Consider the following 17,554-nt stretch of genomic DNA (forward strand, 5'->3'; position numbering starts at 1 on the left):
CTAGGTCGCGGCCGCGAATCACGGGCGCACGGGAGTGTCCGGATGCCACCATTGCTTCACGAGCCTCAGCAAGTGGCATGCCGCAGGGCAATGTCACTACCGCGCGGCGCGGAACGAGGATCTCTCGCAGCAATCGGTCATGAATCTCCAAGGCCCCCGAGATCATCTCGCGCTGCTCGGGGCTGAGCACCCGCTGAACCGCTACCAGTTCCTGCAACTCCTGCGCGGACAGTTGCTCGCCAGAGGTCTCGGACTTGCCGCCAAGCATCCGAACCAGGACGTCGGTGGCCCGGCCCAACATCCACACCATCGGTTTCGTCAGAGTTGCGAGCCTGTCCAGAAGCGGCGCGACGAGCAACGCCCAGCGCTGCGGGTGCTGCATCGCCAACCGCTTCGGAACGAGCTCACCGACGATGATGTTGATCGCCGCCAGCACCAGGGTGACCCCGGCGATCGCGATGGCTTCAGCCGCGCCACCCAGGAATCCCAACGCCGGTACGAGCGGCTCGGCAAATGTCACCGCGGCCGTGGCAGAGGCCAAATAGCCAGCCAACGTGATTCCCAACTGGATCGTTCCCAGATACCGGTTAGGATCACGGGCCAGCCTTATCAGGGCACGTTCCCGCCGGCCACCGACGCGTTCCAATGCCAGCAGCTGCCCCTCGCGAAGCGACACCAGCGCGATCTCGCTACCCGCGAACAACCCATTGAGCAGGAGTAGCACCGTGATCAGCCCAAAATCGAACCAGTAGCGGCTCACAAGCAGCCTGTTCCTATCCTCGCGGCGCTCGGCCTGCCGGCCTTTGCCAACGCAGTTCCCTGAAGCCAGTCACGACAGTTCCACAAATTAGCGGATTCCGCCACGGGTCCGACCCGGGGCTGTTGCCGGCGCGGAATGACTCGGCGAGACTGGCCGGGTGCCGAGGCAACGGTGGACGCGTTGGGGATGGCGGGCGGCGTCGCTGGGTGCGGGTGCGCTGCTGGGGTTGGTCTCCATCACCCGCCATCGACACGCTCGGCTGCGATCGTGAATTGACCGCGTCGTGCATGCTGCTGCACGGTCCCACACATAGTGCCAGCTCAAGCGGGGAACTGCCCGGTCCAGCCTTGTTGACATAATGTGGCTTATCGGCAAAACGGTGAGCTGGGCGGAAGGGTGAAGGCGGGTTGCCGGCTCCATCCCCCCTCTGCTTGGTTTGGTTGCGGTGATCCCGAGATGTTGTATCCACCGGATCGGGAGCCCAACCCTTCCCGGCGGCGGTATCGCCAAACACTGGCGATCGCCCTCGTGTTTCCCATCCCCCCAGGGCCTCCAGATAATTCGTCACTGTGACGTAATGACTGGCGCGCACCGGATTTTTCGTTAGGAATCGGTTCGTCACCGTGACGCTCAGGAATCCTGTTGTTAGACGGTGTCAGACTGCATTTTTTATAGGGACGCCTTGCGTGAGATCCGCTCGGCCGAAAATCTGCCCGGCGATAACTCTGAACGCAGCGAGTGTCCACGGCTGGATATCATTGCACGCGAAATTTCTTGAGCCCGAAACGTACGGCGATTTCAGATTGCTGTCCCATTTTTCCGGTTGTCCGCCGATCTCCGGCGGGTTATCTCGTACGAGACGGTGCTCGCCAGCGTCAGCACCAACAGCGGCGTGACGAACCACAGCATCACCGTGGTGAAACCGTGAAGAAGCGGGCGTTCTGCCGCTGCCAGCACGGTGTAGATCAGGTAAGCGACATACAGTCCCAGCAGCAGGGCACCCTCCCAGCGGGCGATGAGCGAACCGGTGAAGGCAACTGGAAGCAGAACCGCCGATGCGGCGATCATCAGCGGAATGTCCAGGGCCAACGCGGACTCCGGCACCGGCAGCCCGGTCGGGGAAACGACGCCGGCCAGACCCGCGACCGCACCGATGTTGAAGATGTTGCTACCCACCACGTTGCCGACCGCCAGATCCCGCTGTCCGCGGCGCACCGCCACGATGGAAGTGGCCAACTCCGGCAACGAAGTTCCGACCGCCACCACCGTCAGGCCCACGATCAATTGACTGATACCGAACGCCATCGCGATGCCGGTGGCGCCACTGACCAGGACTTTGGCACCGACGATCAGCAGCGCGACCCCGATCAGCAGGAACACAAGATCGCGCCCGATGGAGCCGTCTCGTGCATCCACCTCCTCCACTGCTTGTGTCATCGTTTCCGCGTCTTCCCCGACGGTCCGGCCCACACGGCCGGCCGAAGCCGTCGCGATCGATGCCCCCGGGCCGTGCAGGCCGTCGACGTTGCCCTCCCGCCTACTGAGGATGATGGCGACGCTGATGTAGAGGACCAACAGGACGAACAGGATCAGGCCGTCCACCCTGCTGATGGCGCCGTCGCTGGCGAGCATGAAGAAGAGGACTGAGAACGCGGCCATGAAGGGAATGTCCACGCGAACCAGTTGCACCTTGACCAGCAACGGCAGAATCAAGGCCGCGGCTCCCAGGATCATCAGGACGTTGGCGATGCTGCTGCCCACCACGTTGCCGACCGCGAGACTGGGCTCACCGCCCAGCACCGCGCCGAGCGTCACCGCCAGTTCCGGTGCCGAGGTCGCGAAAGCGACGACGGTCAGACCCACGATCAACGGCGACATTCCGATGCGTGCGGCCAAACCGGCAGCACCCCTGACGAGCATTTCGCCACCCGCGACCAGCAGTACGAGGCCGAGGAGGATTCTCCCTATGTCCAACAGGTTCACATGCCGGAGTTTAGGAGAAGAGACCGGCTGCGACGGCGGTTCGGTCCACCGATCCCCCCGACCAGAAGTCCCGGGGCGAAACGTCTAATTCGTCACTGTGACGAAGTAACCGTCAGTTTGCCCGGCCGTGGCTTCTACGAACTCATGAATCAGATATCGGGCATACATCCCGCTACTTCACGTCGGAGAGCCGCGAGGTGCCGCGGTGGCGGCCGGCCACACGGGCCGTGGGCCCGCCGCATCGCTGAGCGCGCGTCACCGACGATGTCGTCAGGCTTTGCCGGGCGCTGCGGGGTCGTCTGCGTTGATCCGGCGTCTTCGTGGGCGTGGCTCGCATCGCCGCCCTGTTCCGGGTCGGATCCTCGTCTGCTGCGATGCCTTGGTGATATTTGAGTTCGGGCGGGGTTCCGCCGGTCGCGGCCCGTCGGATTCGACGCCGCCACACGGTCCGACGCCTTCGGGCACGCACGCGGGATCGGTGGTGCCGATGATCGTGCTGCCGCGGGACTGACGCGACCCGGGACCACCGGCGCGCATCAAGCACCGATTCGCCAACCGGTTCAGGCCCTGCCCGGCCGCGTCACTCGTCGCCTGACGTCCGTCGCGCCCTCATCGTCGGAGCCGGAGTCCTGCAAAGTCGTGCCCGCCGGCTGCTCCCGACCCTCTGACTCCTCCGCCTCCGAGTCGACGGCCTGCTCTTCCTGTAGATCTTCCTGCTCGTCGGCACCCTCGGCGACCGCGCTCACGTCGTCGGCCGGCGGTTGCACGGCGGAATCATCAGTCTCTGGCGTGGCAGCCGCCGCGACATCCGCTGTGCCGGAGTACTTTTCGGGCATCGAGTCGTCGTCAGTGAGCGCGTCGGAGGCTTCTGGCCCGTCTGGAAACGGGACGACAAGGGGCCGACCCGGCTGAGGGGGCAGCGGCCGCCGCCATTCGGGCGGGCTGTCCACGGGACCGCGGTCGGGCAGAATGACGATCGGCGGAAGCCCCGGCAGAGCGAGATACAGGTTGTCTACGACGATCCAGAGGCCGGCAAGGAAGGCGTCGTCGGTCATCTCGCTGAGATTTTTGAGCACTCCTTCACCGCGGAGCATGTCAGTGCCGTTGAAGACCGCGCTGGCCGCGATCGTCTCGCCAAAGTTGACGGCGATGTACAACTGCTTGCCGAGGTAGCCGAGCTCGTTGGCGAACGTGTGGAAGTCGGTGCGCGCCGTATTGCGGAACTCGATGAACTGGTCATCAATCTGATCCGCGGCAAGGTAGAGCATGCGCGACGATGCGGTCAGATTAACCAGACTTGACGAACCGACACTGCTGGCCGCTGGTGACGGCCGCTGCGTGGGTGTAGCCGTGGTCATAGCCACGGTGACCGCGGCAACTGCCGCGGCAGCGCCCGAGCGAATAACAAACCCCATCATGCTTCCCCCCAAGCTGAGTATGCGCCTGTGCAAGCAAAGTAATCAACCGTCAGGTTTGTGCCCAGCGGTTGTGTGCCACCCACGGTGGCGCGCCCGTGGCGATCGACCACGCCAACTCCACCGGAAACGTCGATCGCCTGGTACCGCTTGACGCCCGCCGCGGTCTCGACGCCCAGGCGGCAGGGTCATCGGCGCACAAACATCTCGCATGCGAACCTCCACCATCCCACACATCACCCGCCCGTGAATTGGCGCGGAATTGGGTCAGCTTTCCGCGGACAACGATGCTGGTCGACTCGGTGTTCAAGCGCAATGGACTAGAGGGACTAATCGGGATCTGATTCCTGCGAGCCATACCCAGCGGGTGGTGACGTCCGTGGGAGACTCAATGTCTCGAATGTGCTGAAAGCCATTAACATTCCCATCCTGGCATATACGGTCGCCAGGGTGGGGAGATTTAGCCGGGGGCACTTGTGCCAGCATCCGGTCGCAGCATCATTAGGCGCCACCCGCTGCGGGTTCTCGCGGTCCTGCTCGCCGTCGTCCTTGCCGGTGGGCTGATTGCGATGCTCCGCCGCGACGTCACACCGACACCGGCTTCGAGCGCTGCGGAGTTCGCTTCGCCGGCGGATTTCGGTGTCACCGATTACGCCTACAAGGTCTCTGAAACCGACTTCAACATCAAGCGCAGCCTGGCCAAGGCGGGTATCAACGAGTGGGCGCATCAGAGCGACGTCAGCAACGTCGAAACCCAGCAGGTGATCCGGGAAAATCAGGACGTCATCTACTCCAGTGCGGTGGTCGACGTCAGCGAAGGCGCGACGTTCGCGGTTCCCGCGAGCAAGACCTACCAGATCATCGAGATCATCGATCAGCAGAACTACATCGTGGACGTGGTGTACCCGGGCCAGAGCATCACCATCAGCACCGACAACCTGACCTACGGCAACTACGTGTACCTCAACATGCGAATCCGCCCACTTCCCGATTCCGAAGGCGGGCTGGCAGCGACCCGCGAACTTCAGCGCAGGGCCACCATCGAAGCGACATCAGCGGTGCCCTACGAAACTCCCGACGTCGTGGTCGATCAAAAGACCATGGAGGCCGTCCGGTCAGCGCTGATCAACGACGTCCAGGCTGGGAAATTGCCGGATACCAGCCGATCTCAGGGCGGCCCGTACGAAACCAACCCGCGAGACCATCTCTTCGCCACCGCGTACGGATGGGGCGGATTGTCTGTCGAACACGCGGCTTATGTTCCGATCAACAACCAAACGGAGGTCCGGGACGGCCGGGCCACGCCGTCAAGTGTCACCTTCACTCCGCCGGAGATCGATACCAGCCGCGGCGGCTTCTGGTCGATCACCACCTACGACAGCGAGGGCTGGCTGGCGCGGGACAAGGCGGCCATCTCGAATTCCGAGGCCACCCCGAACCCGGATGGAACCTTCACGATTCGTTTCAACTCTCCGGGCAGTCCCAACAATATCGAGACGCCGACGCCCTTCGCCGCGCTGCTTCGGATCTACGTCCCCAAGTCCAAAAGCGATGTGATCCAGTACGTTTCGAAAGCGAGTACCGAATGGGTCATTAAATAGTGAGCCGCTCATGCTGAGCCGCCGGACGTTCCTGGGCGGTAGCCTCGCCGCCTCCGTCGGCCTACTGGCGGCCTGCGCCAACCCGCGATCCGACAACCAAGGAGGACTTCCCGTGACCGAACCGACCGCCGTCACCCCGCAGACCTACATCCGGGCCGAGACCGATCGGCAGTTCGCCGAAGTCGTCACAATGGCCGCCGGAGTGAATCGGCTTTATCACTTCCGGGCGCCGACCCCCTTGGATAAACAGAACGTCGTTCGGATGAACCGGGACACCCTCTATTCGATGGGCGTCGTCGACACTTCCAAGGGCGCAACGATCACCGTGCCGCAATTGCCCGAGGGGCGCTACGCGTCGGTCTACCTCGTCGACGACGACCATTACTGCCCGTTCGTGATCTACGACGCGGGCAAGCACGACCTCCCCACCGACACCAAATATCTAGGCGTCGGCGTCCGGATCAAGGTGTTCGATCCCAAGGATGGCGACGAGATCGCCTTGGTGAACCGGCTACAGGACCAGTTCGTCATCGAGGCGGGGAGTGCCGATGCGCTTCCGCCGCTGCAGTGGGACATGGCGTCGCTGCAAGCCCTCACCGACCAGTACGAGCGGGACTCCGCGCAGTACAGCAGTTGGAAGGGGATGATGGGGCCGCGCGGGAAAGTCGACGAAGCGACACGTCATGTCGCCGCCGCGGCGGCATGGGGCCTGTTCCCCGAATGGGACGCCACCTACCTGAACTACAGCGGCAACCACGATCCGGATGTCTGCTACCAGGCCACCTACCAGGTACCAGAGAACAATGCGTTCTGGTCCATCACCGTCTACGGCGACGACGGATTCATGAAGAACGAGAACTGCATCCTCAACTCCTCCAACGTCACACTCAACGACGACGGCACCTTTACCGTTCATTACGGATCGCGGGAGTTGTGCGGCGATGTGCCCAACCGACTCGACGTCTCCGACGGCTGGAACTTTCTGATGCGGATATACCGGCCCGGACCGTCGGTGCTCGACGGAACCTACACGCTGCCGAAGGCCGAGCCCGTCACCTAGAACAGCAGCCGATACCCCGCGCTGTGCGCTGCAAATTGACGTCGGGGGGACGTCGGGCTGATCCCATGCCCACGGCAAATCCGGGCGGTTGGGAATCGCTGCCCAAGCCCACCACGTGTCTCGGTTCTCGAAGGTCTTGGCGTTGCAGTGATATAGGGACCACTGGCTTGTCGCGGCTGAAACTGTCGGCGACGATGTAGACCCAGCCGTCGTCGTCCTGGAAGCCGCTGATCTGGGTTTGGTTGAACCACTGCCAGTCGGCGGACCTCTCCGACTTCGGATCAGGCGGGGGTGCCGGTGTCGGCGGGGGCACTGTGACCACGCGGGTTCCGCGAGGCTACATCGACCACCCGGAGACGTTGTTAGCGTGGGGCAATGAACCGGCCGGTGGCGGACGCCGTCGCGAAGACAAGTTCGGACATAGTCGTCCTCGACGACGTTGTGGTCAAGACCCATCCCGCCGGCACCGACCCGGTGGCATTGACGGCCCGGCTGCGGACTGCGGCGCGACTGGGTTGCGACGGTGGCCCGCTGCTAGCACCGCTGAGTCCAGAACCGCTGCCAGGGCCGGAACAGCGTTGGAGCTCCCGCTGGCCCCGCCTGGAGATGGTCGGGCAGGACTGGTCGAGCTTCCCGTGGGCCCCCGCCGGTGCGCTCCTGGCGGTGTTGCACCGATCCCCGATCGGCGCCGAGGGGCTGCCCACCCATCGAGGGGTCGAACGGATTCGGGCCGCTCTGACGACGCTGCCCGCCCAGGCACCGGCGATCATCAGGCGGGCAGCCGGGACGCTGACGCCGCGATGCTGGCAGGCCGCGCCGGAGGGTCGGCCGGTCACCCTGGTGCACGGTGACTTCCACCTCGGTCAGCTGGGCCGCACCACCGCCGGGGCGTGGCAGCTGATCGACATCGACGATCTGGGGATCGGCGACCCCGCCTGGGATCTCAGCCGCATCGCCGGGTTGTGGGCGGCCGGGCTGATGCCGCACGCCGACTGGCATGCCTTCATCGACGGCTATCGGGCGGCGCAGGGCCCAGCGGTGCCGGTCGCCGGAGACCCCTGGGACGTGCTTGAGCCCTTGGCCCGCGCGGCGGTGGTGTACGCCACGGCGGTGGGCGCCCGGTATCGGCCCGATGAATCCCAGGCCGAGTTGCTGGCCGCCTGCGCGCGGATAGCCGGCGGAGCCGTCGGCTAACTGGAGAAGAACAACCGGCCGAAGCCACCCTTGCGGTATTTCTTGCCCCGATGGTTACCCCAGGCCGGGCCGTAGGCCTGCTGAGGATGCGGTTGGTACTGCTGCTGAGGATGCGGTTGCTGTGGTGGAGGCATCGGCGGCAGCGGAGGAGACGCTCCGACGAACCGATTCTCCAATTGGGTCAGCGCCTCAAGCTCGCCGAAGTCCAGGAAAATCCCGCGGCACTTGTCGCATTGCTCAAGGTGCACCCCGTTGCGCTCGTAGGAGTGCATGACCCCGGCGCACTTCGGGCACAGCAACAGGTTGCCAGGCAGAGGTGTGTCCATGACCGACTCTAACCCGCCCGCTGTCGGCCAGCAGGCCGGTCGCCGCGCAGGCTCCGGGCCAGCGCGATTCGGACGTCGACCTGGCCGTCTGATCTCGCGCAGCCTTTGGCGCTCTCCCAACAGTTCGCCGTAGACGAGGCGTTCGCGATGCTGGGGCCCGGTGCCGGGTTGATGGGTGTCAACGGGCCGCCGGGCACCGGGAAAACCACCATGCTGCGCGACCTCGCCGCCGGCCTTGTCGTTGAACGCGCACCCCAGCTCGCGACCCTGGCCCACCCTGGTAAAGCTTTCAATGGTCAACCGTTGACCTGGTCCAGTGAGTCCTATGTTCGGGCCACCGCCCCCGGAACTCACCTGCAAAGAAAGGACATCGAGAAGTTCCGCGACTGCGTCAACGGCCTGCTCCAGCGCGGTCTCGCTCCCGCGAACATCATCTGGTTAATGTGGCCGCCAGCAGAGCGCAGCGCAGGCTCTACGTGATTGGCGATCGTCAACGCTGGGAGCAGCACTCTCACTTCAGGGAACTTGCCGCAGCGTTGGACACTTCCAGCGGGACTGTCCGGAATTCGGTGTAAGCGGCGTTAGTTGGATTTTCCGGTCGCACGCGGCAGCCCGGCATGACGAAAAAGCGTCCCGGTCCGTTGAAGCCCCCGGTCGAACCAGGGTCGGTGGGTACACCGGCGACGCCGACTCGTTGTTGATGAAGCCCAAGTCTTGCGGGTTGTGTCTCACCGTCGCTTCAACGTCGCTTCAAATTTGAAGTCCATTTGAAATCATCTCGACCGCGGCGGCGTACGCCTGTAGGGCCCCGGCTCTGTAATGGTCGAAAGACCAGCCAATGTGCGCCATGCTCGACTCATGGAATCACCCGAGGCGACCGTGACGCTGGTGGATCCGGCACATCCGCCGAGCCGCAAGGCGCCACTGGTGTGGGCTATCGGTGCGGGAATTCCGTTTCTGGTGTTGGTATCCGCCCAACTGGTGTGGATCGCGGTGGACGGCCGAGTGCTGTGGCTGCATGTGTCGGCCGCGGTGCTGACGCTGCTGGGCTTCGTCACGTTCGTGGTGGTCGCCCCGCTGTGGCGCTATCGCGTACACCGCTGGGAGATCTCGCTGGCACCCGGGCCGCCAGCGGTCTACACCCGCAGCGGCTGGATCACCCAGGAACGCCGCATCGCGCCCATTTCACGGGTGCAGACCGTCGACACCTATCGCGGGCCGCTGGACCGGTTGTTCGGGCTGGCCAACGTGACGGTCACCACAGCGTCGTCGGCAGGCGCGGTGCGCATCGTGGCGCTGGACTCCGAGGTCGCCGACCGGGTGGTGGCGCAGTTGACCGATATCGCCGCGATCGGCGCCGAGGACGCCACGTGAGCCTGCCTGTCGGAGCGGGTCAACCGGTGCTCTGGCAGCGCCTGAGCCCGCGGATGCTGCTGGTGCATCCGGTGCACGAGGTGCTACGCCAGCTTCCGTTGTTGATCGGGTCGCTGGTGCTCGGATCGGCGACCGGCAATCCGTGGTGGGTGGCGCTGGCGCTGGTGTTGTCGGTCGCCTTCGGCGTCCTGCGGTGGTTCACCACCACCTACCGGATCGCCTCCGACGAGGTGCAGCTGCGCAGCGGGGTGCTGCAACGCACGGTGTTGTCGTTGCCGCTCAATCGGATCCGCTCGGTATCCACCGACGCCCGGCTGCTGCATCGAGTCCTGGGTCTGACCGTGCTGAGGGTGAGTACCGGGCAGGAAGCCAGGGGCGACAGCGATTTCACTCTCGATGCCGTTGCGGCCGAACAGGTACCGCGCCTGCGGGCCATCCTCTTAGCCGACTCACTGGCCGTTGTGGAGCAGGCCGCAGCACCCGGTCGGATACTCGCTCGCTGGGAGCCGGGCTGGTTGCGTTACAGCCCGCTCAGCTTCACCGGGCTGGCCATGATCCTGACAGCGGTGGGGATCGCGTTTCAGGCGGGAGGGGATGGCACGCTGAGTAATTCGACGTTGGCGCAGTCGGGTCTGGACGCCGCGCAGCGGTTCGGGGTCACCGCCACGGCCGCCGCCACCGGGATCGTGCTGCTGGTGGCCTCAGTGGTGTTGTCGGTGCTGCGCTCACTGGTGACCTACGGAAACCTGCTGCTCCGCCGCGATGCCGAACTGCTGCACCTCGAGCACGGCCTGCTGAGGTTGCGCGAGAACACCTTCGATATGCGCCGGCTGCGCGGCGGAACGCTGCGCGAAGCACTTCTGGTGCGGGCCTTCGGCGGCGCCCGGCTGGACGCGGTGATGACCGGCGTCAACGGAGCGGGTGAGTCGTCCCTGCTGTTGCCGCCGAGCCCGGCGACCACCGCGCAGGCGGTGCTGGCTGATCTGATCGCCAATTCCGACGCGGTGACCGGTCCGCTGCGCGGACACGGGCCGGCGGCGACTCGACGGCGCTGGACGCGGGCACTGGCGATCCCGGCAGTGCTGGCTCTCGTCGGCGTGGTGGTGGGGGCTCCGGTGTGGTTATGGCTGGCGTGGGGCGGTCTGACAGTGTGTCTCGCGTTCTTGGCCGCCGACCGGTCACGCTCGCTGGGACATCGGGTATCGGGCGGTTGGCTGGTCGCCCGGTCCGGCAGCCTGGAGCGCCGCCGCGACTGCATCGCCGGCGCCGGCATCGTCGGCTGGACGGTGCGCCAGAGTTGGCCGCAGCGGCGAGCCGGGGTGGCGACGCTGATCGCCGCGACCGCGGCCGGGGTCAAGCGGTACGAGGTGATCGACGTCCCCGTGGAGTTGGCGTGGTCGATCGCCGCGGGCGCGTCACCATGGGTGGCACACAACCGCTGGGCACAGACGGTTGATTAACGTTGCGCGGCGTCAGTCGCGCGGCAACACAATCATCGGCACCGGCAGCGCCCGCAGGATCTTGCTCGCCGAATGACCGAGGAATAACCGTTTGGGTTGCGCCAGCCGACTGGAGCCGATGAGGACGACCTCGTTGTCGTCGAACTCTAACGCCTGAACCGCGGCCTCCAGCGAATCCCTCTGTCTGACAACGCTGCTCACTGTCGCATCGGCCGGCAGCGCCGCTGTGGCCTTGTCGGCAAGCAGGGTCGCGTGCTGCCTGGCGAGTTCCGCCCACTCCTGGCGCCGTTCGTCGGGTCCGCTGTCACCCACGGCAACCAGCGAATCACCCGCAACGGCACTTTCCAGTCGGCCGCCAAACGGACCGCGTGGTCGAGCAGGTCTTGGCTGCCCGGCTGCGCTCCGGTGGCGCAGGTGCTGGCGATCTCGTTCAACCTCGACTTCGTGGCTTCGCTCATCAACTTCGGGGGCATCGGCGTGCTGCTGTGGATCACCCGGTTCTTCCGCCAGCCACTGACTATCAATATGGGCGACCACTGACGACGTCGCGGGAGGAGAATGAGCGAATGGCCAAAACTTCGAAGGCACGTCCCCAACAACAGCGCATCTGCAACCTCCTGCCCACCCCCGAGGACAGCACCAGAAACGACTGGCGGTTCTGCGATGCGCGCGACGCACGGCTGGTCGCCGCCCGGCCGGCCCTGCCGACCAAATTAGATTTGCGCAGGGCTTGGTGGGCTATCGGCGACCAGGGTGAGACCGGCTCATGCGTGGGCTGGGCCTCGACGGACGGTGTGGCGCGGCAACTGCTCGTCACCGCGCAACGGTTGCCGCAATCCACCAAACTCTCGGTTCGCTTCACCTGGATGGCCTGCAAAGAGACCGATCAGTTCACCTCGAGGCCGGAGACCATGATCGAAGGCGCGGGCACTACCCTCAAAGCGGCCGTCGACATTCTCCGCAAGTACGGGGCGGTACCAGAGTCGTTGCTGCCGTTTACCATTAACACCGCGATGTATACCGGCAGCGACAACACCTTCTACGCCACCGCGGCGACGCGCAAGATCGCCTCTTACTTCAATCTCAAGCGCAATCTGGGCAACTGGCGCTCCTGGCTGGTACAGCACGGCCCGATCCTGGTCGGCTTGAACGTCGATGCGACATGGGACAACGCGACCGCGACCGGCGGCAAGCTTGATGCGTTCCAGCCCGACACCGCCAGGGGCGGACACGCCGTGGCGGTGGTCGGCTACACCGACGACAACCGGTTCATCCTGCGCAACAGCTGGGGCACCGGATGGGGTGACAAGGGTTTCGCCTACGCCAGCGAGGCGTACATCAACGGAGCGTTCTACAACGAAAGCTACGGTATGACAGTGTGATCGGCGGGGGTGTTTGATGCCGACGACGATCACAGTGACCGAGTGCGACGACGGCACCCGGGTTCGGGCCCATGTCGGCGACACCATCGAACTCCGCTTGCCGGAGAATGCCAGCACAGGGTTCCGGTGGGCGCTCGACGAGCACGATTCGGGCGTGTTCGGGCCCTGCGAGACGCACGGCGAATACCCCTGCAAGACAACCGGATCCGGCGGCGAAGCGGTCTTCCGGATCAAGGTTTGCGCAGTCGGCAATACCGCGCTACGGGCCAAGTACTGGCGACATTGGGAAGGCGAGAACAGCGTCCGCAGGCGCTTCACCGTCAATGTCGAGGCGACGAACTAGACGGACCCCGGTTTCGGCCGGTCGTTGGTTCCCAGGACCTTGTCGCGGATTTCTGCGACGGCTTCGACCAGGGTCTGTCCGCCGAGCATGTTCCACCGCAGGGTCAGTTGATCCTCCGCAGGTCCGACCGGTCCCGGCGGCGGTGGCGGTGGGGGCGGCGGCGGTGGGGGCGGCGGCGGCGGTGGGGGCGGAGGTGGCGGCGGCGGAGGCGTCACCGCAGTGGCATAGGCGTTGACGCGCTGGGTGAAGTAGTCCCAGGGGAAGTTCGCGCCAACATCGGTGTGCGTGCCGATGCCCAGATACCTGGTCACGTAGTAGTGGTCGGAGATTCCGCCGGGCGCGCTGTAATTGCCGCGCGGCATGACCTTGATCGGGATCCCGTATTTCCGGCAGTCCTGGACGCACAGGTACGCAGCGACGTCGATGGCCCGTGACTGCTGCATCCACTGGGTGCGGGTCCAGGCGGCCCGGCTGCCCGCGAAGCAGAGGTTGATCGAGCGGTTGTTGGCGTTGAGCACACTCCACGACGCCAGGTCGGTGTCGACGACGTCACACACGGTGACGCCACGATCGATGTAATCCTCGCTGATCGTGTAGTGGTAGGAGACACCGACGTTGCCCTGCAGATAGCGGGCCAGACTGTCGGCGTTGCCGTTGCCCTCCTGGGTGTGGATGAGCCATAGGTCGACCTTGGTGCCGGCACGGCTCTGATTGTTCGCACTCCACATCGGATACTCATTGAAGTCCGGGCGCGGCGCGGCCACCGCAGCCACCGGGGCCTGGCTGGGCGCAGCCGACGTGGACTTCGACTCCTGCTTCGAATCAGCCTTGTCCGACTTCTTCGACGCATCCGCTTTCTCCGCCTTCCCAGGCATGCATTGCTCCAATCATGAGGCGGTGAAGTTCGAAGCTAACGTTAGCCAATACCGGGCCGCCGTCACGGCGAAACGACCGGCGTGGCGTGACCAGCGCTGATGCCGGGGACCGCCGATACCCGCCTCGCCTGACTACAACAGCGCCATCCAGCGCGATCGAAATCAGGCTGATCTGCGGTTTAACGCATCCGCCGTCTCGATCAGGCCTGCCGAAGTCATCGGTCGTGGCGTCGTCGCCGTTTTGATCGCCGGGGCGCTGATCTATCTGCTCGGCTCGTTCTTCCTCAGCGCCACCGGGCGGCGGCGACAGAATCCGACGACGGGAGTGCAGGCGGTCAGTGACCGGTTCGCCCGCACCGGCCGCGAACTGGCAAACTACCTAGCGTGATGACGCGCACGACGGCCCTGCTCGCCGCCCTCGTCCTCGGCGTGATGGCAGCCGGCCCGGCAGCGGCCAACCCCGCAGATCCGCCCGGCGTGCTGACTTTCGGGGGTCTGCCGCGCACCTACCTGGTGCATGCGGGCAGCCCGCAGCCGGCCGGCCTGGTGATCAACCTGCACGGCGCCGGCATGAACGGCGGCCAGCAGGCCGCTGTGACCGGCTACAACGCCGTCGCCGACCGCTACGGATTCGTTGTCGCCTACCCCGACGGGATCGACACGGCCTGGGCCGACGGGCGGGGCGCGTCGTTGCCCGACCGGCAGCGCGTCGACGACGTGGGTTTCCTGGGAGCGCTGATCGAGCGGTTGTCGCAGGAGTACCGGATCCCGCCCGGCCGCGTCTTCGTCACCGGCATGTCGGCCGGGGCGTTCATGGCTAATCGTCTGGTGTGTGAACGCGCCGATCTGGTGTCCGCGATCGCCCCGGTGGCGGGAACGCTCGGCGCCGGATTTCCGTGTGCCCCGTCGCGGCCGGTGTCGGTGATGGCGGTGCATGGCACCGCTGACCCCGTGGTCCCGTTCGAAGGCGGTCCCATGGTGGGCCGCGGCGGTCCCAGCACCATCGTGTCGGCGCCGGCGCTGGCGGAGCGGTGGCGCGAGATCAACCGCTGCCCCGGACCGCTGGTCAACGATCCCGCCGCCACCGGCGAGATTCAGGAGTTGTCGGCGACCGGATGTGCCGACAATACCGAGGTGGTGCTCGTCCGGATCAACGGCGGCGGGCACACCTGGCCGGCTGGGCGGTTCGCCCTGCCCGCCGATGTGGTGGGGCCCAACAGCTTCGCCGTCGACGCCTCCGGCGCCACCGCGCAGTTCTTCGCGGCCCAGATGCGCTAAGAACCGATACTGATCCGGTCGGACGCCGCGTCAAGGTTGATCGGCACGCGCTTCTCGACACTGGGGGCCGCCATCATCGGTTCGTCGGGCTTGCGCTCCAGAACGCGGGGCTCAGGAGCCCTGCGCCACCGGGCGGCCGGCTGCGCTCCACTGCGACCAGGAACCCGGGAACAGCGCGGCCTCGACGCCGGCTGAGCGCAGGGCGGCCAGCACCACCGACGCGGTGACACCGGACCCGCAGTACACCCCGACACCTCCCGCGAAGTCGACGCCTCTCAGCAATGGCGCCAGAGCTGTCTCCGGCAGGAAACCGCCGTCGGCGTCGAGCACCGTCATGCTCGGCAGATTGCGGGCGCCCGGAATGTGGCCGGCCACCGCGTCCACCGGTTCAACCTCACCGCGAAAACGCTCCGGGGCACGGGCGTCGAGCAGTGTCCCCACCGAGCCGGTGGCCACCTGCTCGGCAGTGAGCGTCGACAGTCCACCGGCATACAGGTCGTCGTGCGTGGCGGTGATGTCACCGGGCGCAGGCGTCACCGGGCCGATCTGCAGCTCTCCCCCGGCCGCCGTCCACGCCGCCAGGCCGCCGTCGAGGATGCGCACACCGGGGATTCCGGCGGCGGTGAGCACCCACCAGGCCCGGCTGGATCCGGCCCGGTTCCCGTCGTCGTAGACGACGACGGGGCTGCCTTGCCGCAGGCCCCAGCGACGGGCCGCGTCTTGCACCGCAGCACCGGTCGGCAGCGGATGACGCCCGAGGCCGGTGCGGGAGTGGTCGCTGAGGTCGTCCTCCAGCGACACATACACCGCGCCGGGAATATGACCGGCTTCGTAGTCGGGCCGCCCGTCGGGCCGGTCCAGCCGCCAGCGGACGTCCAGAATGGCGGGTGCGGCACCTTCGGCGATCTGGCACCGCAGTTCGGCGGCGGTGGCCACAACGGCCTCCCGGTTATTCACGGGGACAGCGTAATTGGCGTCAGGTGGTCCAGAAACCACTGCCGGGCCAGCAACGCCACCTGTTCCAGCGCGCCCGGCTCCTCGAAGAGGTGGGTGGCGCCGTCGACAACCACGACGTCGCACTCGACGGGTATGGCGGCCGCTGCCGACCGGTTCAGCTCCAGCACCTGTTCATCCCGCCCACCCACGATCAGCAGCGTCGGTGAGCGCACCTGGCCGAGGAAAGCGCCGGCCAGGTCGGGGCGACCGCCGCGGGAAACCACCGCGAAGACGTCCACCCGCCGGTCGGCGGCGGCACGCAGCGCCGCGCCCGCTCCTGTGCTGGCTCCGAAATAGCCCACCGGAAGACCGGCCGCGCCCTGGGCCGACCGCAGCCACTCGGTCACGGCGACCAGCCGGTCGGCCAGCAAAGCGATATCGAACACGTTGGCGCGGTTGCGTTCTTCCTCGCCGGTGAGCAGGTCGAACAGCAGGGTCGCCAATCCTGACGACTGCAGAACCTCGGCGACGTAGCGGTTGCGTGGGCTGTGCCGGCTGCTGCCGCTGCCGTGGGCGAACACCACGATGCCCCGCGGTTCATCGGGAACGGTCAGCCGACCGGCGACGGTGATGCCGCCCGTGTCGACCAGGACCTCGTCGTCGCGCAGAAACTCCTCGGCCACGTCGCTCTCCCCCTCGTGGTGGCTACTCCCGCAGTGTAGGCGCGGTGTCCGGGCGACCGAAGTCGATCCGGGCCGCCGGGTTGGCGATCGCGGTCACCATCGCGGTGCCGAACGGCCCGGCAGCGTCGAACAGGGTGGCGGCGCCGACCGCGACACCGTCGGAGCACCAGTGCGAATCAGCCTGCACACCAATGCAATCCGACTGCGGAAGACGCGACAGCCCGACGGTAAGGTCGCCGTTGATGTACCCGATGCCGTGGGTGCCCAGATTGGTCACCAGGCTGGTCGCTTCCGACGCGACGACGGCCCGAACGAACGGACTCGGCGGCTCGCCCTCCACCACGTCGGGGGTGTTGTGGTAGGCCCGCTTGCGCGAGGTGTTCTGGTGATCGGCCCGGGAGTCGCTCCAGCCCGCGTCGTCGCTGCCCACCATGTAGACCGAGCCGACGAACCTGCCGGGCGCCGGAAACGAGTCCTCGTCGACCCAACCCTGACCCGGGGGCGGTTCGGAGCGCCGGTACTGGACCATCGTCGCCCGGGCGACGAGGACACCGTCCTGCCGAATTTCGCACTCGGAATTGCGGATGCGCCGGCCGTCCCGGAGAAGCCGCGTCCGAACCTCGGTGGGCGCGCGGTGGGCGGCCTTGAACAGATCGGCCGTAAGCCGGGCCGGCAGGAAACCGTCGGCGCCGTGGTTGCGCTCCAGGGCGCGGGCGGCCAGACCGACGATCGCCGGGCCGTTGAGCGAACCGTTACCCCAGCCGCTCAGGGCGGACTCGGTGGGATGAAAGACGCCGTCGGTAAAGGAGAAGAAGTGGCTGGTGGCCCTGAACACCACGGCATCCTCGCACAACGACATAATCAAGACCCGTCGCGGACGCGAC

At 66.2% G+C, this 17,554-nt stretch carries 19 protein-coding genes and 1 pseudogene; 11 read left to right on the forward strand and 9 right to left on the reverse strand.

The window, feature by feature from the left end:
* The 3 genes from ADBZ6I_RS02085 to ADBZ6I_RS02095 form a co-directional block, all read right to left on the reverse strand.
* Window positions 1-760, reverse strand: a 760-nt coding sequence (locus tag ADBZ6I_RS02085) for a CNNM domain-containing protein (protein WP_526380373.1), incomplete at its 3' end; no start/stop codon positions are given.
* 798 nt (window positions 761-1,558) lie between these two features.
* A complete protein-coding gene (locus ADBZ6I_RS02090; protein ID WP_526380375.1) occupies window positions 1,559-2,743 on the reverse strand; it encodes a calcium/sodium antiporter in 1,185 nt (394 codons plus the stop codon).
* Window positions 2,744-3,303: 560 nt separating this feature from the next.
* Window positions 3,304-4,011 carry a hypothetical protein gene (locus tag ADBZ6I_RS02095; protein WP_526380377.1) on the reverse strand — a complete coding sequence of 236 codons (708 nt, stop codon included), beginning with the start codon at window positions 4,009-4,011 and terminating at the stop codon, window positions 3,304-3,306.
* 716 nt (window positions 4,012-4,727) lie between these two features.
* Between ADBZ6I_RS02095 and ADBZ6I_RS02100 the strand changes: the two genes are divergently transcribed.
* From ADBZ6I_RS02100 to ADBZ6I_RS02110, 3 genes are all read left to right on the forward strand, one after another.
* Complete coding sequence (locus ADBZ6I_RS02100) at window positions 4,728-5,759, forward strand: DUF1254 domain-containing protein (protein WP_526380379.1); 1,032 nt, start codon at window positions 4,728-4,730, stop codon at window positions 5,757-5,759.
* Between the two features lie 112 nt (window positions 5,760-5,871).
* Window positions 5,872-6,819, forward strand: coding sequence for a DUF1254 domain-containing protein (locus ADBZ6I_RS02105; RefSeq protein ID WP_526380381.1), 948 nt, complete (start codon window positions 5,872-5,874; stop codon window positions 6,817-6,819).
* Window positions 6,820-7,194: 375 nt separating this feature from the next.
* A complete protein-coding gene (locus tag ADBZ6I_RS02110) occupies window positions 7,195-8,013 on the forward strand; it encodes a phosphotransferase family protein (protein ID WP_526380383.1) in 819 nt (272 codons plus the stop codon).
* Here the strand turns inward: ADBZ6I_RS02110 and ADBZ6I_RS02115 are convergent.
* On the reverse strand, window positions 8,010-8,339 hold the full coding sequence (locus ADBZ6I_RS02115; protein ID WP_526380385.1) for a TFIIB-type zinc ribbon-containing protein: 330 nt from the start codon (window positions 8,337-8,339) through the stop codon (window positions 8,010-8,012). The two genes, ADBZ6I_RS02110 and ADBZ6I_RS02115, sit on opposite strands and share 4 nt — an antisense overlap.
* 105 nt (window positions 8,340-8,444) lie before the next feature.
* Between ADBZ6I_RS02115 and ADBZ6I_RS02120 the strand changes: the two genes are divergently transcribed.
* The 3 genes from ADBZ6I_RS02120 to ADBZ6I_RS02130 all read left to right on the forward strand — a co-directional run bounded on the left by ADBZ6I_RS02120 (window position 8,445) and on the right by ADBZ6I_RS02130 (window position 11,173).
* Window positions 8,445-8,819 carry a hypothetical protein gene (locus ADBZ6I_RS02120; protein ID WP_526380387.1) on the forward strand — a complete coding sequence of 125 codons (375 nt, stop codon included), beginning with the start codon at window positions 8,445-8,447 and terminating at the stop codon, window positions 8,817-8,819.
* 378 nt (window positions 8,820-9,197) lie between these two features.
* Window positions 9,198-9,713 carry a PH domain-containing protein gene (locus ADBZ6I_RS02125; protein ID WP_526380389.1) on the forward strand — a complete coding sequence of 172 codons (516 nt, stop codon included), beginning with the start codon at window positions 9,198-9,200 and terminating at the stop codon, window positions 9,711-9,713.
* A 53-nt stretch (window positions 9,714-9,766) separates the two neighbouring features.
* Entirely contained in the window at window positions 9,767-11,173 is a 1,407-nt protein-coding gene (locus ADBZ6I_RS02130) for a PH domain-containing protein (RefSeq protein ID WP_526380425.1), read from the forward strand.
* A gap of 12 nt (window positions 11,174-11,185) precedes the next feature.
* On the opposite strand, the gene ADBZ6I_RS02135 is transcribed toward ADBZ6I_RS02130, so the two are convergent.
* On the reverse strand, window positions 11,186-11,485 hold the full coding sequence (locus tag ADBZ6I_RS02135) for a universal stress protein (RefSeq protein WP_526380391.1): 300 nt from the start codon (window positions 11,483-11,485) through the stop codon (window positions 11,186-11,188).
* Between ADBZ6I_RS02135 and ADBZ6I_RS02140 the strand changes: the two genes are divergently transcribed.
* Genes ADBZ6I_RS02140 through ADBZ6I_RS02150 form a run of 3 tightly spaced genes read left to right on the forward strand, consistent with a single transcriptional unit; the run spans window position 11,426 to window position 12,898 of the window.
* The gene (locus ADBZ6I_RS02140) at window positions 11,426-11,713 is read left to right on the forward strand and encodes a hypothetical protein (protein ID WP_526380435.1); all 288 of its coding nucleotides are present in this window, start codon (window positions 11,426-11,428) and stop codon (window positions 11,711-11,713) included. The genes ADBZ6I_RS02135 and ADBZ6I_RS02140 overlap by 60 nt on opposite strands.
* On the forward strand, window positions 11,659-12,555 hold the full coding sequence (locus tag ADBZ6I_RS02145) for a C1 family peptidase (RefSeq protein WP_526380393.1): 897 nt from the start codon (window positions 11,659-11,661) through the stop codon (window positions 12,553-12,555). Before ADBZ6I_RS02140 ends, ADBZ6I_RS02145 begins: the two co-directional genes overlap by 55 nt.
* 16 nt (window positions 12,556-12,571) lie before the next feature.
* Window positions 12,572-12,898, forward strand: coding sequence for a protease inhibitor I42 family protein (locus ADBZ6I_RS02150; protein ID WP_526380395.1), 327 nt, complete (start codon window positions 12,572-12,574; stop codon window positions 12,896-12,898).
* Here the strand turns inward: ADBZ6I_RS02150 and ADBZ6I_RS02155 are convergent.
* Window positions 12,895-13,773, reverse strand: coding sequence for an N-acetylmuramoyl-L-alanine amidase (locus tag ADBZ6I_RS02155; protein ID WP_526380397.1), 879 nt, complete (start codon window positions 13,771-13,773; stop codon window positions 12,895-12,897). The two genes, ADBZ6I_RS02150 and ADBZ6I_RS02155, sit on opposite strands and share 4 nt — an antisense overlap.
* A 241-nt stretch (window positions 13,774-14,014) precedes the next feature.
* Here ADBZ6I_RS02155 and ADBZ6I_RS02160 point away from each other — a divergent pair, with 241 nt between their 5' ends.
* Window positions 14,015-14,161, forward strand: coding sequence for a hypothetical protein (locus ADBZ6I_RS02160; RefSeq protein WP_526380399.1), 147 nt, complete (start codon window positions 14,015-14,017; stop codon window positions 14,159-14,161).
* Window positions 14,161-15,051 carry a CE1 family esterase gene (locus ADBZ6I_RS02165; protein WP_526380401.1) on the forward strand — a complete coding sequence of 297 codons (891 nt, stop codon included), beginning with the start codon at window positions 14,161-14,163 and terminating at the stop codon, window positions 15,049-15,051. Before ADBZ6I_RS02160 ends, ADBZ6I_RS02165 begins: the two co-directional genes overlap by 1 nt.
* Window positions 15,052-15,162: 111 nt before the next feature.
* Here ADBZ6I_RS02165 and ADBZ6I_RS02170 read toward each other — a convergent pair whose 3' ends face one another.
* The 3 genes and pseudogenes from ADBZ6I_RS02170 to ADBZ6I_RS02180 form a co-directional block, all read right to left on the reverse strand.
* A complete protein-coding gene (locus tag ADBZ6I_RS02170; protein WP_526380403.1) occupies window positions 15,163-16,008 on the reverse strand; it encodes a sulfurtransferase in 846 nt (281 codons plus the stop codon).
* Window positions 16,005-16,661: pseudogene (locus tag ADBZ6I_RS02175) on the reverse strand (dienelactone hydrolase family protein); the annotation flags it as partial. The pseudogene ADBZ6I_RS02175 and the gene ADBZ6I_RS02170, both read right to left, overlap by 4 nt.
* Before the next feature lie 31 nt (window positions 16,662-16,692).
* The gene (locus tag ADBZ6I_RS02180; RefSeq protein ID WP_526380405.1) at window positions 16,693-17,505 is read right to left on the reverse strand and encodes a PaaI family thioesterase; all 813 of its coding nucleotides are present in this window, start codon (window positions 17,503-17,505) and stop codon (window positions 16,693-16,695) included.
* Between the last annotated feature and the right edge of the window lie 49 nt (window positions 17,506-17,554).

Source organism: Mycobacterium sp. (assembly GCF_044342925.1).
GTDB lineage: Bacteria > Actinomycetota > Actinomycetes > Mycobacteriales > Mycobacteriaceae > Mycobacterium.

Bases quoted from the DNA above. Each gene is read 5' to 3' on its own strand.
- ADBZ6I_RS02095 (WP_526380377.1), bottom strand. From the start codon at position 4,011: ATGCTCTACCTTGCCGCGGATCAGATTGATGACCAGTTCATCGAGTTC.
- ADBZ6I_RS02100 (WP_526380379.1), top strand. From the start codon at position 4,728: ATGCTCCGCCGCGACGTCACACCGACACCGGCTTCGAGCGCTGCGGAG.
- ADBZ6I_RS02110 (WP_526380383.1), top strand. From the start codon at position 7,195: ATGAACCGGCCGGTGGCGGACGCCGTCGCGAAGACAAGTTCGGACATA.
- ADBZ6I_RS02115 (WP_526380385.1), bottom strand. From the start codon at position 8,339: ATGGACACACCTCTGCCTGGCAACCTGTTGCTGTGCCCGAAGTGCGCC.
- ADBZ6I_RS02125 (WP_526380389.1), top strand. From the start codon at position 9,198: ATGGAATCACCCGAGGCGACCGTGACGCTGGTGGATCCGGCACATCCG.
- ADBZ6I_RS02130 (WP_526380425.1), top strand. From the start codon at position 9,767: ATGCTGCTGGTGCATCCGGTGCACGAGGTGCTACGCCAGCTTCCGTTG.
- ADBZ6I_RS02150 (WP_526380395.1), top strand. From the start codon at position 12,572: ATGCCGACGACGATCACAGTGACCGAGTGCGACGACGGCACCCGGGTT.
- ADBZ6I_RS02155 (WP_526380397.1), bottom strand. From the start codon at position 13,773: ATGCCTGGGAAGGCGGAGAAAGCGGATGCGTCGAAGAAGTCGGACAAG.
- ADBZ6I_RS02165 (WP_526380401.1), top strand. From the start codon at position 14,161: ATGACGCGCACGACGGCCCTGCTCGCCGCCCTCGTCCTCGGCGTGATG.